Origin of the sequence: Leptospira tipperaryensis (assembly GCF_001729245.1) — a bacterium.
Lineage (GTDB): Bacteria > Spirochaetota > Leptospiria > Leptospirales > Leptospiraceae > Leptospira > Leptospira tipperaryensis.
Genome location: NZ_CP015217.1, coordinates 2,995,054 through 3,008,949, shown reverse-complemented (window position 1 = coordinate 3,008,949; position 13,896 = coordinate 2,995,054). Strand labels below are relative to the sequence as shown.

The 13,896-nt window shown below is 43.7% G+C and carries 14 protein-coding genes; 11 read left to right on the top strand and 3 right to left on the bottom strand.

All coding sequences use genetic code 11. From position 1 onward, the window contains the following. Window positions 1–105: 105 nt before the first annotated feature. Window positions 106–1,029 (bottom strand): thiamine-phosphate kinase, encoded by a 924-nt coding sequence (thiL, locus tag A0128_RS14010; protein WP_069608083.1) that lies wholly within the window; start codon window positions 1,027–1,029, stop codon window positions 106–108. Between the two features lie 41 nt (window positions 1,030–1,070). On the opposite strand from thiL, the gene A0128_RS14005 reads away from it, so the two are divergent. From A0128_RS14005 to mpl17, 7 genes are all read left to right on the top strand, one after another. Continuing rightward, the gene (locus A0128_RS14005; protein ID WP_069608082.1) at window positions 1,071–1,700 is read left to right on the top strand and encodes a YceI family protein; all 630 of its coding nucleotides are present in this window, start codon (window positions 1,071–1,073) and stop codon (window positions 1,698–1,700) included. Between the two features lie 740 nt (window positions 1,701–2,440). Then, entirely contained in the window at window positions 2,441–2,890 is a 450-nt protein-coding gene (gene rplM / locus A0128_RS14000) for a 50S ribosomal protein L13 (protein ID WP_069608081.1), read from the top strand. A gap of 16 nt (window positions 2,891–2,906) precedes the next feature. Then, the gene (rpsI, locus tag A0128_RS13995; RefSeq protein ID WP_069608080.1) at window positions 2,907–3,305 is read left to right on the top strand and encodes a 30S ribosomal protein S9; all 399 of its coding nucleotides are present in this window, start codon (window positions 2,907–2,909) and stop codon (window positions 3,303–3,305) included. Window positions 3,306–3,392: 87 nt separating this feature from the next. Next, entirely contained in the window at window positions 3,393–6,158 is a 2,766-nt protein-coding gene (alaS, locus tag A0128_RS13990; protein WP_069608079.1) for an alanine--tRNA ligase, read from the top strand. Then, window positions 6,155–6,646 (top strand): YajQ family cyclic di-GMP-binding protein, encoded by a 492-nt coding sequence (locus tag A0128_RS13985; RefSeq protein ID WP_069608078.1) that lies wholly within the window; start codon window positions 6,155–6,157, stop codon window positions 6,644–6,646. The genes alaS and A0128_RS13985 overlap by 4 nt, the downstream gene beginning before the upstream one ends. A gap of 230 nt (window positions 6,647–6,876) precedes the next feature. Beyond that, window positions 6,877–7,446, top strand: coding sequence for a Uma2 family endonuclease (locus tag A0128_RS13975; protein ID WP_069608076.1), 570 nt, complete (start codon window positions 6,877–6,879; stop codon window positions 7,444–7,446). 129 nt (window positions 7,447–7,575) lie between these two features. Continuing rightward, window positions 7,576–7,974: a cell surface protein MPL17 gene (gene mpl17 / locus A0128_RS13970; protein ID WP_069608075.1), complete on the top strand. Its 399-nt coding sequence runs from the start codon at window positions 7,576–7,578 to the stop codon at window positions 7,972–7,974. Between the two features lie 123 nt (window positions 7,975–8,097). Here mpl17 and A0128_RS13965 read toward each other — a convergent pair whose 3' ends face one another. Both A0128_RS13965 and A0128_RS13960 read right to left on the bottom strand, forming a co-directional pair. Continuing rightward, window positions 8,098–8,523 (bottom strand): lipoprotein, encoded by a 426-nt coding sequence (locus A0128_RS13965; protein ID WP_069608074.1) that lies wholly within the window; start codon window positions 8,521–8,523, stop codon window positions 8,098–8,100. Then, window positions 8,520–9,218 (bottom strand): hypothetical protein, encoded by a 699-nt coding sequence (locus tag A0128_RS13960; protein ID WP_069608073.1) that lies wholly within the window; start codon window positions 9,216–9,218, stop codon window positions 8,520–8,522. Before A0128_RS13960 ends, A0128_RS13965 begins: the two co-directional genes overlap by 4 nt. A gap of 93 nt (window positions 9,219–9,311) precedes the next feature. On the opposite strand from A0128_RS13960, the gene A0128_RS13955 reads away from it, so the two are divergent. From A0128_RS13955 to A0128_RS13940, 4 genes are read left to right on the top strand one after another with little or no spacing between them, the layout of a single operon-like run. After that, the gene (locus A0128_RS13955; protein ID WP_069608072.1) at window positions 9,312–10,895 is read left to right on the top strand and encodes a M16 family metallopeptidase; all 1,584 of its coding nucleotides are present in this window, start codon (window positions 9,312–9,314) and stop codon (window positions 10,893–10,895) included. 20 nt (window positions 10,896–10,915) lie between these two features. Continuing rightward, a complete protein-coding gene (locus A0128_RS13950; RefSeq protein ID WP_083244135.1) occupies window positions 10,916–12,358 on the top strand; it encodes a M16 family metallopeptidase in 1,443 nt (480 codons plus the stop codon). Then, entirely contained in the window at window positions 12,358–13,185 is an 828-nt protein-coding gene (locus A0128_RS13945; RefSeq protein WP_069608070.1) for an MBL fold metallo-hydrolase, read from the top strand. Before A0128_RS13950 ends, A0128_RS13945 begins: the two co-directional genes overlap by 1 nt. After that, on the top strand, window positions 13,182–13,874 hold the full coding sequence (locus A0128_RS13940; RefSeq protein WP_069608069.1) for an O-methyltransferase: 693 nt from the start codon (window positions 13,182–13,184) through the stop codon (window positions 13,872–13,874). The genes A0128_RS13945 and A0128_RS13940 overlap by 4 nt, the downstream gene beginning before the upstream one ends. The last annotated feature ends 22 nt before the right edge of the window (window positions 13,875–13,896 follow it).

Below are 13,896 nucleotides of genomic sequence, written 5' to 3'. Positions count from 1 at the left end.
TGATCTTAACCCGAAAAAAGAACGAGATCGTCCCTTCCACTTAGAGAAAAGATGCGTAGAAAAAAAAGATTTCGAAGTAAAATCTTGAATCTTTGAAAGAAAAGATCAGAAATGTTCAAAACCTGAATATGCAAACTTCCTTTCCGAACCATTCTCGAAATAACGAACTCCTTTCCAATCCGAGGTCGTAGTTCCTATTTTTGTCATTGGAATTTCGCCTAACGTGCTCGGGAGTTCCTGGGGACTTAAAAAAAGAAGCTCCAATTCTTCTCCGGAACTTAAGATCTCTCCTAAATTCAAAAGAGAAGAAATGCCTTCGATGAGGGGAATCTTTTCCAGAAAAATTTCAAAACCCAATTCGGAAGAGGTCGCGAGTTTAGGAAGATCTTGGAGAAGTCCATCCGTAACGTCCATACAAGAAGAAACTAAAAAACTTCGAGAGAGTTCTCTGGCAACATTGAGTCTTGCTTTTGGGGTGAGATGTTTTTCCAGGGCCAGGTTTCGGAGAGGTTCCGGGACGTTGAGGTGTTCATTCAAAAGTTTGTAACCTAACTGTGAAAGGCCGACGGAACCGGAGAGATAGAGAAAATCTCCCTTTTTCCCGCCGGAGCGTTTCCAAGGAAGAGTCGTAGTTCCGACCAAGGTGAGGGTAAGATTGAGGGAAGGAGAACGATAGGTGTCCCCTCCGCAGAGTTTGATTCCATAGGAGGAAAGGGTTTCTTCGAGCGTTTGTGAGAAGGGGAGAATCCATTCTTCGTTTGAAAATTTTGCGCTGAGTCCGAGGTTTAAGAAAGCTTTTGTGGGAACTCCACCACCGGCGGCGATATCGGAGACGTTTACTTCCACGAGTTTTTTAGCGATTTCTCTGGGGCCGCTCCATTCCGTACGAAAATGTGTCCCTTCGCAGATCGTGTCCGTGGTGTAGATCCGACCTTCTTCGTCCAGATAACAGTCGTCAGTCTGTAAAGATCCGGGAGGATAAAGGACGCGGATGATTTCCGATTCTTTCAAATTCGAATTTTCCTTCAAAAATCTTGACTTTCTTAGATTTCGGATCAGTCTGAGAGACTATGAAACGAATCATTCTATTCTATTGTTTGATCCTCCTTCCATTTGTCGCCGGATTTTCAGAAGAACCGGCCAAAAACAAAAACTGTTCTTACACTTACGATCATACATCCACAAAGTTTGGATGGAAGGCCTTCAAATTTACGGAGAAGACCGGGGTCGGAGGTTCTTTCGATAAGATTGAAGTGGACGGAACTTCGTCCGGGAAGTCTCCGGAAAAAGCTCTGAAGGGACTGAAGTTTACGATCGATCCGAATACGGTGAATTCCGGGAACAACGAGAGAGACGCAAAGATCAAGTCTGCATTCTTTTTTCCTCTAAGGAAGAATGGAAAGATCGAAGGAAAGGTTTTATCTGCGGAATTGAATTCCGAGAAGAAGGCGGGAAAGGGTGTGGTTCAACTGAGCTTCAACGGGGTGACAAAAAAGATCGATGTTAACTTTACGATTCAGGAAGAATCTCAAATCGAAGCGAGCGCAAAGATCGAACTGGGAGATTACAAGGCCCTTTCTTCCGTCGAAGCCCTGAACAAAGTCTGCAACGATCTTCACAAAGGAAAGGACGGAATTTCCAAACTCTGGCCCGACGTAGAGCTTACGATCTCGACAAAACTCAAGAGCGAATGTAAGTAAAAAAAGTTTGGGCGGCTCCCGCGTTTGTTCTACGGTAAATTTAGATTTTTCGAATGAACCCGCGGGACCGGGGCTCTCCGCTCCGGTCCTTCGGACCCCGCTCGATCCCTGCCGCTGTGCCCGATCGAGTGACCCATAGGGAACGAGATCTTGAGTTCAGGAAGCAGTGGCACTTTAGTTCAGCGAACGTAAGTGAGCGGCCGCTTCCGAAACCTTCATTCCACTGAATGTAGTTCCGACTTTTTCTCATCCGACCCGAATTCAGGAAACCTTTTCGCGATCCATGAAAAAGTATGAGTTCCGACTTTTTAGAAACTTTTGCCAGATCTCTCTAAATCGTTTAAACACCAGCCTAATATGAGAACTCCTCGGTTTTTGAGTTCAGAAATTCCTCCTTTTCGAAACGTAGGAACTCTCACATTTTTTCCGAGTTTTTCTCGGAAGAACGTTTCTCTTTCAAAAAGTTTCCGCGATCGCGATTGACGCGGAAATTCCGAAGGAATTGGAGCAAAAAGCGCAGTCGCGAGCCTTTTTTAAAAAAGAATTCTGCGAGCGAATCGCCCAAAATGAGAAAAGAGGATTCCCCGTTTTTCCAAAAGGAAAAAAGTAGGAACTCTCACAAATCGGAAGGAAAAGATAAAACTCTTCAACGCCTAAAACGCTTCCTTTCCGGTACTTTGGTTCTTTTTTCTTGACTTTGGGGGTCAGAGCGAAAATCTGGCTCCTACAGGACGATTTTCATGTCAGTATTATCAAAAGCACATAAAACTCCTTCTCTTACGAAAGAAAACGCCGTAAAAGGCTGGTTCGTAGTGGATGCGGAAGGAAAGACCCTCGGAAGACTTGTCTCCGGGATTGCCGCAAGACTTCGCGGAAAACACAAAGCAACTTTTACTCCTAACCAAGATTGTGGAGACAACATCATTGTTATCAATGCTTCTAAAGTGAAAGTAACTGGTAACAAAGAAACTCAAAAGAAGTATTATCATCACTCTCGCTATCCGGGTGGGATGACTGAAACTTCTTTCAAAGATCTCATCGCAAAACAACCTGAAAAGATCATCTATGAGGCAGTCAAAGGAATGCTCCCTAAGAGCAAACTCGGAGACAAAATGCTCACCCATTGCAAAATATTTCCGGGTGCTGAACATAACCTCCAGGCACAAAAGCCTGTGAAACTGGAATTCTAAGGAGACCGATTTAAGAATGGCACCCGCAAAAGAAATCTGGGCAGTAGGAAGAAGAAAAACCTCCGTTGCCCGCGTAAAAATCAAAGAAGGTTCCGGTAAAATTACCGTAAACCACAAAGATATCAAAGAATATCTTCAAAACCGCAAATCTATCATTGATGAGGCTATTCGCCCTCTGACTCTCCTGAACGTAACCGATAAGTATGATCTCAACTTAAACGTTTCCGGCGGGGGAATCACTGGACAAGTCGGCGCGATTCGTCACGCACTCGCAAGAGCGATCTGCAGAATCAAACCGGAGTTCCGTCCAGCTGTTAAAAAAGAAGGATTTCTTACTCGGGATCCAAGAATGGTGGAAAGAAAGAAATACGGTCTTCACAAAGCGAGAAGAGGAACACAGTTCTCCAAACGTTAAGTTTCTTTTTCATTTCATTTCGTTTTTTGAAATGCCTGAATCTCTTTCGTCCGAGAGTTTCAGGCATTTTTTGATTTTAGAGGTATCATGAAACCAAAATCCATATCGGAAATCAGAGAAATCTTTTTAAACTATTTCAAAGACAAATCTCACTCCTTTGTTCCGTCTTCTTCCCTTCTTCCCGCCGGAGATCCGACTCTTCTCTTTACGACCGCAGGAATGGTTCAGTTTAAACCGTTTTTCACCGGAGCCGTCGAACTTCCTTATACAAGAGCCACTTCTTGTCAGAAATGCCTTCGTACAAACGATCTCGAAATCGTAGGAAGAAGCGAAAGGCATTGTACCTTCTTTGAGATGCTCGGAAATTTTAGCTTTGGAGACTATTTCAAAGAAGAAGCGATTGAATACGCGCTGGATTGTTCCGTAAATCACCTCGGCTTTGATAAGGAAAAAATCTGGGTAACCGTTTATACAGACGACGACGAAGCCGAAAAGATCTGGCTGGACAAAGGAATTCCTAAAGAGCGCATAACGCGTCTCGGAAAAAAGGACAATTTTTGGGGACCGGCGGGGGACAGCGGGGCGTGCGGACCTTGTTCCGAACTCTATCTGGACCGTGGAGTCGAGAAGGGCGGACCGGATTGTGCGACCAGCGGAACCTGTAAACCTGGATGCGACTGCGATCGTTTTTTAGAATTTTGGAATATAGTTTTTAACCAATTCAACCAGGACACGGAAGGAAATCTCCATCCTCTCAAACAAACCGGAATCGATACCGGTTCCGGACTCGAACGAGTCGGGCTTCTTTTACAAGGAGTCGATTCCGTTTACGATACCGACGAACTTCGCAAAATCATTTCCTTCTTTGAAGAATTATCGGGAATCCAATATTCTTCCGAAAACAATGTTGCGTTTCGGGTAGTTACCGATCATATCCGTTCGGTTCTTTTTTCGATCGGAGACGGAATCTATCCGGATAGAACGGGAAGAGGATACGTGATTCGCCGTTTGATTCGTCGTGCGTCTCTTTTTGGAAGAAAGTTAAACTTCAGAGAACCTTTTCTTTATAAACTCGTAGATAAGGTCATAGGAATCTATCAGGTCCGTTATCCGGAACTCGCAAAGAATTCGGCCTCTCTCAAAAAAACGATTCTCGCCGAAGAGGAACTCTTTCTCAAAACGCTGGAACTCGGACTCGAAAAAATCGAAGTTCTCGTTCAGAAAACGAAGGCTTCCGGAAAAAATATTTTCTCCGGCGCCGACGCATTCTTACTCTATGGAACTTACGGTTTTCCGGCGGAGATGACCGAAGAAATCGTAGCGGAACACGACCTCTCCTTTGACAAAAAGGGTTTTCAAGAAGAATTGGAGAATGACAGACAATTCTCCAGAGAATCCTGGAAGGTCCATAAGGTTTCCTTGATGACCGGACTCGACGTGGAAAAGACGGAGTTTCTCGGCTATTCTTCCATATTCGAAAAAGGGAATATTACACATTTATTCTATGATAATAAACCGACTTCAGTTCTCAAGGAAGGTCAGAAGGGCGCCGTCGCCTTAAACAAAACCCCATTCTATCCGGAAGGCGGGGGACAGGTTGGTGACACAGGCTTTTTACGTTTTGGTAAGAATGTCTTCAAGGTTTTGGACACTCAAAAAGAGAACGACGTCATCATCCATTTTGGAGAAGTCTTGAACGGAGAATTTTCTACGGGTCAGGAACTCGAGGCGGAAGTGGAACCACTTCGAAGAGAAAGACTTCGTTTTCATCATTCGGGAACTCACCTTCTCAACGGAGCGCTTCGTAACTTACTCGGAGATCACGTCTTACAAAAAGGATCCGTAGTTTCTCCGGAGTATCTTCGTTTTGATTTTTCACATCCTTCGGCATTGACTCACGAAGAAATTCGCAAAATAGAATCCTGGGTCAACGAATCGATTCGTAAAGACTTCGCTGTTGAAACCAAGGAACTCGCGATCGACGAGGCCAAGAAAACCGGGGCCGTCGCAACCTTCGGAGAAAAATACGGAGACAAGGTCCGAGTCGTTCAGATGGGAGACGCTTCCGTGGAATTTTGCGGAGGAACTCACGTTACTCACACGGGAGAGATCGGTTATTTCTTTATCAAAAAAGAATCCTCTCCGGGGGCGGGAAACCGTCGTATCGAAGGGGTCTGCGGTCCTGCTGTGATCGAGACGTTTCAAAATCGATTTGCCGAACTCACCGAAGCCGTTCAAAATCTAAATCTCAAAATCAAATCGGAGTTAGGCGACGAAGGAAAAAATCTTTGGATCACGAGCGAGATCCCCGGTCCTACGGAGATCAGAGAAAAGCTCGAAAAAGAAGGAGCTTCCGCCGTTACATTCTTCCGAGATCTTTCGGAAACGATTGCATTGAAGATAGAAGAGAATACATCTCTCTTTTTAAAAGCCAAGAAGTCTTTCGAGTCCAGAGACTTTGAAAACAACTCTTCCGTCATCGAATCCGTCTTCGCTTCTGCGATCCAAACTAGCGCCGGAAAAATTCTTTCGGCTACGTTCGAAGACAAGGATCCGAGTTCTCTCAAAGGACTTTCGGACAACCTCAAGGTGAGGGAGAAAAATCTTCTCGTGATTCTCGGGAGCAAAAGTTCCGAAAGCGCGAGCGTAGTAATTACCTGTTCTCCCGAGTTGACTTCCAAGGGAATTCATTGTGGGAATCTCGTAAAGGCCGCCTGCACAACGTTAGGTGGAAAGGGCGGCGGTAAACCGGACATGGCTCAAGGCGGTGGAAAGGAAATACAGAATCTTGATTCTGCGATTATCTCTGCCGTTAACGAAGCAAAACAAATCTTAAGCGGAGAAAGAGTATGAGCGATCCATCCTTTGACGTAGTTTCTGAAATCAGCAGACCGGAATTGATCAACGCCGTAACCCAGGCCTTGGGAGAAATCAAAACTCGTTTTGATTTTAAGGGATCTAAATCCGACATCCAACTCGAAGAAGAACAATTGATTCTTACATCCGATAACGAAGGAAAACTCGAAAGTGTCGTGGACGTTTTGGTTTCCAAGATGGCAAAACGCGGAATCGGTCTTAAAAATTTCGATTTCAAATCCAAGATCGAACCTGCGACCGGCGGAACGGTTCGTATGAAAGTAAAGATTCGAAAAGGAATGGAAAAGGAACAGACCAAAGAAGTCACGAGGCTCATCAAGGATTCTAAACTCAAAGTCAACGTGACCATCATGGGAGAATCGGTTCGTGTCGTCGGAAAGAAAAAAGACGATCTTCAAGAAGTGATTCATCTTTTAAAAACTTCCGATCTTCCCTTCGACGTTCAATTTACAAATTACAAATAAAATTCTTTCCAGCGGTCTTCGTTTCCGAAGACCGTGAGTTTCTCTTCTCGCAAGAATCCAGTTTTTTTCCGGAAAAAAAATCAACGTCTCCAATCCGATTCTTTGATAAACGGACCTTTCTCATTTCCTGAAGATTTGGTTGACATTGGATTGCGGATGATACAAAATCTGATCTCAAAAAGAGGTTGAACTGTTCCGGTTTCAAACCCATCTCTGAATGAGTTCTCACTATGCCAATGACCGAAATCAAAACGGATAAAGATCTGGCCAAACTTCCGGAAGGAACCTTGGCGGAGCTTTTGGATGGTGAAATATTTATGGTTCCAGCCCCGATTCCCGAGCATCAAAGAATTTCTGGCGAGCTTCATTTTTATCTAATGCAGTTTGTAAGAGATAATCAAAACGGGATTGCCCTTGCTTCCCCCGTCGACGTCCTGTTAGACGATTACAACGTCGTTCAACCCGACCTACTTTTTATTTCCAAAGAAAGAAGTTCGATCATTCAGAGGACGAGGGTGGAAGGCGCTCCCGATTGGATTGCCGAGATTCTCTCAGAAGGGAACGCGTATCACGATCTTAAAACAAAGAAGAAACTCTACGAAAAACACGGAGTCAAGGAATACTGGATTTTAGATCCTATGGAAAGATCGATTGAAGTTTTTTCCAATGGAGAATCCGGTTTTAAACTCTTTGCTTCGGCGACTTCCGGATCCATCTCTTCCGTTCTTCTCAAAGACTTTTCCGTGGAATTGGAAAGGATCTTTGGAAAACCGGAATCGATCAGCCAATTTCAAATCTAATCCAGCACGGCAAAATTTTAGGATTCCTTAAGAAATGGAGCAAGAATTCTTCGGGTCGAAGGTCTAATCTTTGAAAAGCGGAAGAATTCTTTTCCGAAACAAATCCTTAGGCAGATTGGTCAAACTAGTATGAAAAATAAAATCCTCATCATCAGTGTTCTCGTAAGTTGTATCTCTTTCGGAGTTTTTGCCGAAGAAGAAAGTCCGGTGAAATTCAAACTGGAAAAGACTTTTGGAAATTCCTATCTTTTAAAAATCGTTCATCCTTCTAATTTCGGAATTCAAAAAGACGCTCCTCATAAAATTCTTCTCAACGCGGGAAAGGGTGTAAAGGTGGAGAAGGCGGATCTAACGGTAAAGGGTAAGGCTTCCGAAAAGAAAAAGGAATACTTTGCTTCCGTCGATCCGATCCAACTTACGGTTACGGGAAAAGGAGATCTTGAAATTCACGGAAAGATCTACTACTGCAACTTCGACAAAAACATCTGCATCCCCGGAAAGATTCAACAAGTAGAAATCATTCAGTAACTTTCTTTCGGTCGTAACCCGAGGATAAAAAAAGAGGACCGTATTTGTGGTCCTCTTTTTTTATAGGTCCATGTGGAACGAGTTTGCAACTGCCCACGGACCTTGGCGGCAATGTAGAGAGTATTATCTTTTCAGAGAAGATTTTAAACCGGGAGAATTGACTTGAAAGAGGAAGTAGGTCTTTCCTTGAATCGATCCCGAAGACTTGACGATCTTTCCTTTTGTTTCCACCAACTCTTTGAGGATGACCTTATCGGAAGAACGAAACGTTTCTCCTTTTTCAGCGATCAAAAGATTGATCGCTCTTTTGCGAGCGAGATCCTGCGCGCTCTCATGACTTCCTTCTAAGGAAGAGATCACAACCTGAAAGGTATCTCCGCTGATAAAACCTTCTGTCGCCTTGATAAACTCATCCGCAGAGTTTGCGTTGGATTCTTCTTGAACGGTTGGGATCGATTCTTCCTTTCCGTTTGCAACGGGCTTCTTTGCTCCGGAAGAACAATTACTGAAGAATAAGATCGAAAGAATACAAAAAATAACAAGTCTCATGGAGCCTCCGGCGTTTCTCGTTTAGAGATCGGTTGAATTCCCTTTCGTATAACGTTCGCATACAAATCTTTCTGAATATTTCTATAAATGAAAGTACAATTCGCGGGGTCGCTGTAGTCTTCTCGAAAAAGAAACATGGAATTTAAAAACCAAGCAAAGGCACCTCTGTAAAGCAAAACGTCTTGATTCAAAAGTTTTGCTTTTTCCTTTTCTCTTTCCGCGGCTTTTGGATCGGGAATGGCGGAGGTAGAAGAAGTATTCGGCGGCCCGTAAGGATTGGACTGCGTTGTCGCGGTGTTAGACGAAGTACCCGAGACGGCGACTCCTCCCGGTGTGGAACTCACGGAAGTTGTATTTGTAATCTGGGAAGGCAGAGCCGGATTTGTATTTGTCGCGAGGTCCTGCTGGAGGGGACCAAACAATCGATCACTCTCTCTTATTTCCGTGATCAAAATCGAAACCGCCATCTCGTCTCTTTTGGTTTCCGCGATCTTTCTGCATTGATTTCGAAGTTCTAAAATTCCGGCGTCCTTGGAAGGAAGAGGAACCTTGACGAGAATCTGAAAAAATTCTCGGGAAATAAAGCCGGTATCCTTTACGTTTTCCAAAACCTTCTGTCTGTATTCGGGATCCGCAGGAACGCACGAAAAGAAGAATAGAATCGCGATTCCTAAAAACAAATGGTAAGACCGCATGAGACAAGCATTTCCAAATCAGGAGTAAAAGGAAGCAGGATTTTTTTAGTGAACTTCTGGACACCAGGTCCTAAAGAGGAAAGACTGTAAGCTATGTGTTTCAAAAAACCGATTCTTAAACCTCGTTTGATTTTTGGAATCTGTCTCTTTCTTTCCTTCGCGTCTTTGTCCGCAGACGGATCGATCTTTTCCGGTCTCAAAAAATCCTTAGAAGAAAAAACAAGAACTTTCCAGATGGAAAACGGACTGAGGGTTCTCATGATGAAGCGGGAAGATTCTCCCACCATCGCGGTCTATTCCAAATTTTTAGTAGGTTCCGCGGATGAAACCCCCGAGATCGCAGGAACCGCCCATCTCTTGGAGCATATGCTCTTTAAGGGAACAAAAAATATAGGCACCACGAACTACGAAAAAGAAAAACCTTACTTGGAACAAATCGCGGTTTGGGGAAAACGTCTGGACTCTCTTCGTATTCAAGAAGTCGAGATGAAAGCAAAAGGCGAAGAACCTTCGGCGGAATTTAAGAATCAAATCGAAACCCTTCGCAAACGTTTCGGAGTTCTTTTGGAACTACATCGTAAGTTCGTAGTCTCCAACGAAGACAACTTTATCTATTCTCGAAACGGAGGAGTCGGCTTTAACGCTTACACGTCCAACGACGTTACGAACTATCAGATTCTTCTTCCCGCAAATCGATTGGAGATCTGGGCGAAGCTCGAATCCGATCGACTTAAAAATCCTATATTAAGAGAATATTATACAGAAAGAGAAGTTGTCCTCGAAGAAAGAAGGATGCGCGTCGAAAACAGAGGTATGGGAATTCTTCGCGAGAAATATATGGACGCGGCCTTTCCGGAAGGTCATCCGTATCGGATGCCGGTCATCGGTTACGAAAAAAATCTCGGATTCTTAGACCTCGAAAAGACTCAAAACTTTTTTAAGAACTACTACGATCCTCAGAGAATGGTCATCGCCGTTGTAGGATCATTGGACTTTGAAAAGACGGAAACGATTCTCCGTAATTACTTCGGAGATTTGAAAAAGGGAAAACCGGTTCCTTTGAAAAAAGTTCCCGACGTCGGATTTGCGGGACCGAAATTTGTTTCCGTAACACACCCGAGCAATCCGTCTAAAATTATAGGATTTAATAAACCGACATTCCCCCATCCTGACGACGCGGTCTTCGGTATCATCGACTCTCTTCTCGCGGAAGGAGAATCGGGACGTCTTTACAAAAGATTGGTTTTGGAAGAACAGATCGCTCAGGGAGTTTCCTGTTGGAACGGAGATCCGGGCGACAGGCTTTCCAATCTCTTTTCGATCTATATTACAAATAACCAAAACGCGGATCAGAGAAAAGTGGAGAACGTAGTCCAAGAAGAATTGGATCGTTTAAAAACCGAGCCGATTACCGAAGAGGAACTCTTTAGAATCAAAAATCAAATCCTCGGAAGTTATCTGAGAGGGTTGGACGACAACGGAAAACTCGCGGACGTTCTTTCTCTCTTTCAACTTCTCTACGGAGATTGGAAGGAACTCTTAAGAGGTTACGAAGAATTGGACGCGGTCACTCCCGAGGACGTGCAAAGAGTCGCGCGTAAGTATTTCGTTCTCGAAAACAGAACGATCGCCGATCTCAATCCGCCTGTCAAAGAAACAAAAATTTCGGGAAAATAGGACTCGAACAAAATAAATTCATGAAACCTTATATTCAAAAATTATACTATTTTCTGATCGTATCGATCGCCTTTATTTCCCCTCTCACGTCCGCTCCCGGCGATTTTGTAAAAAACGTAAAAGTTCCACCTTTGAGTTTCGAGTTTCCGGAAGTGCAGACTTTTTCTTCCGGAAAAGGAACCGAGGTTTTGTTTTTGCCGGGCGAGGAATTTCCCCTCAGAAACTTGGAGATTCATATCTATTCCGGAATTCTTTCCAATCCGGAGTTACGTCCTGAAATTCCGGAACTTTTTGTAGAGGCCTGGAAACACAGTGGAACCGCTTCCGCACCCGGGAGCAAGTTTTTAGAAACCCTCGAAGGATACGGAGCCAAACTCGACACGGACGCGAACTCGGATAAGATCGTATTGACCGTTTCCTATCTTTCCCGGTTTGAAAAAGAGATCATTCCTCTTTTGAAAGAATTTATTTCCAATCCTTTGTTAAACGAAGAAGGGTTTGCGGTCGCAAAACTCAAACTCGAAGAAGCGATCAAACGTAGAAACGATAAGATTTCGGACATCGCCTATCGTAAAACGGCTGAACTCGTCTATAAGGGAACGGTTCTCGGTAAGAGCGCGGACCTGGATTCTCTTTCTAAGATTCAATCCTCCGATCTTAAAGAATACTTTGATACGATCGTATCCACTTCTTGGAGAGTCGTTTTACTCACGGGGGATTTGGAAAAAAAAGAAGCCGAACCTCTAATCGCGACACTTCTTCCCGATCGGGCCGTCGTTCGCGAGGGTGCAAAACCGATTCCAATCATCAGCACTCAGAGTTTAAAGAAGGATCTGGATTCTCTTTCGTATCAGATTCTAAGCGTGGATAAGGAAGCGACTCAGAGCATCGTTCTTATGGCGGGAATTCTTCCTCCGCATCGAGATCCCGATTTTTACGCGATCCAACTGGCGAACTATATTATCGGAGGCGGAGGTTTTAGTTCTTACTTTATGCAAAGAATCCGGTCCGATCGCGGCCTTGCCTATTCTTCCAGCAGCGCTACATATTTTGAAAAGGATTACGGAATCGTTTACTTTACGACTCAGACAAAAACTTCCACGACCAAGGAAGTCTATGATCTTATGCGGGAAATATTAAGCGAAGAGACGATTTCTAAAATCACGGAACAGGAACTCGAAACCGCAAAACAATCGATCGTCAATCGATTCATTTTTCAGTTTGCGGATAAGATGGGGATTCTTCATAACACTCTTCGTTTTCGCGAACACAATATGAGTTCCGATTATCTAAAAAATTATCGCGATAAGATCCAAGCGGTTACTCTTTCCGATCTGAAAAGGGTTGGAAAAAAATACTTTGTTAGTTCCGGAGTAAAGACGATTTTCACCGGACCAAAGGATATTACAAAGGGAATAAAAGAAACGATCAAGTCGATCGGTCCGGAAGAAAGGATTCCTTAGTGTATTGTAAGTTTCAGCACAAACAGTATCAGTTTGAAGGAATTTCGGAAGGCGGAATCCGCACTTCGATTTATCTTCCTTCTTTGAGTCTGATGTTTGATATCGGCGCTCAGAATCCGAATAAGATTCATCTGGAAACGTTGCTTTTGACTCACGCTCATTTGGATCATTCTTCGGGACTTCCGTATTATATTTCTCAGAGATCTCTTCGGAAACTCAAACCTCCGAAAATTTTTGTTCCACCTCCTTTGGAAGAACCGATGAGAAAGATCTTGGATCTTTATTCTCAGATCGAAGACTTCCCGTACGAATACGATATGCGCGCCGTCGCGCCCGGAGAAAAAGTGGATCTGGATCCGACCCATTTTTTTTCCCCTCACAAATCCTTTCATCGTGTTCCTTCTCAGGGTTATACGATCTACGAAAAAAGAAAAAAACTCAAAAAAGAATTTCAGTCTCTTCCTCAGCACGAGTTAAATAAGATTCTCAAAGAAAACGGAGAGGTTTCCGAGCTCAGTTCGATTCCGGTGATCAGTTTTTCCGGGGATACTAAAATAGAATACGTTTTGGAAAACGAAGACGTCGCCAATTCAAGTATTCTATTTATTGAATGTACTTACATCGATCAGGAAAGAGACGTCGCGCGAGCGAGAGAATGGGGTCATATCCATTTGGATGAAATTCTCGAGAACCTTTCCTCTTTTAAGAACGAGAAGATCGTCCTCATTCATTTCTCTAAACGTTATCCGCTTCCGTATATTAGAGAAGTTTTGGCGGATAAAATTCCGGAAGATCAACAACAAAGGTTTCATCTCTTTATTCCATGAGCAAAGGAAGTCCTCCGGGAAAATACGGGACCTCCGTGTTTTTGGAAGGTCTGGAAGAAAAAATCGATTCCGAATTGATTCCTCGTCCCGTCGCAATTCTCCATCAAATGGAAGAAGACGCTGCGGCCGAAGGAGTTCCCGTTCTGACCCCGGCCTCGGGTTCGGTTCTCAAATTTCTCGTAGAAGCAGAACAACCGAGAGAGATCTTGGAGTTAGGAACCGGTTACGGTATTTCTCTTTTTTGGATGGCGAGCGGTTTGAGAAGAATCGCAAAAGTTGTTTCTTTAGAAAGAGAAATCTATTACATCGCAAAGGTCCGTTCTTATTTGGAAAAACATCCTTTCGGAGATTTGGAGATTCATCTTCTCAAAACACATTGTCTTCAATATCTAAAAGAAGCAAACGAACAAAACGAGAAAGAGTGGAAGGGCAAATTCGTATTCATAGATTGTGATAAGGTTCTTTACCCTGAGATCTTTCGAATCTTAAAAGAACTCAAACCCGACGTCGCTGTGTTCGATAACGTGCTCTGGCACGGAAGAATCTTCGATCCTGATAGACAAGCTCCTTCGGACAAAGCGGTCCGAGAGTTTTGGGAAGAAGTGAAAAATTCAGAACTTTCCTATACTCTTTTTCCTGTCGGCGACGGACTGCTCCAAATTCGTTTTCGAGAGAAGGATGGATTGTAATTGGAAAACAAGCTCTAAAAAT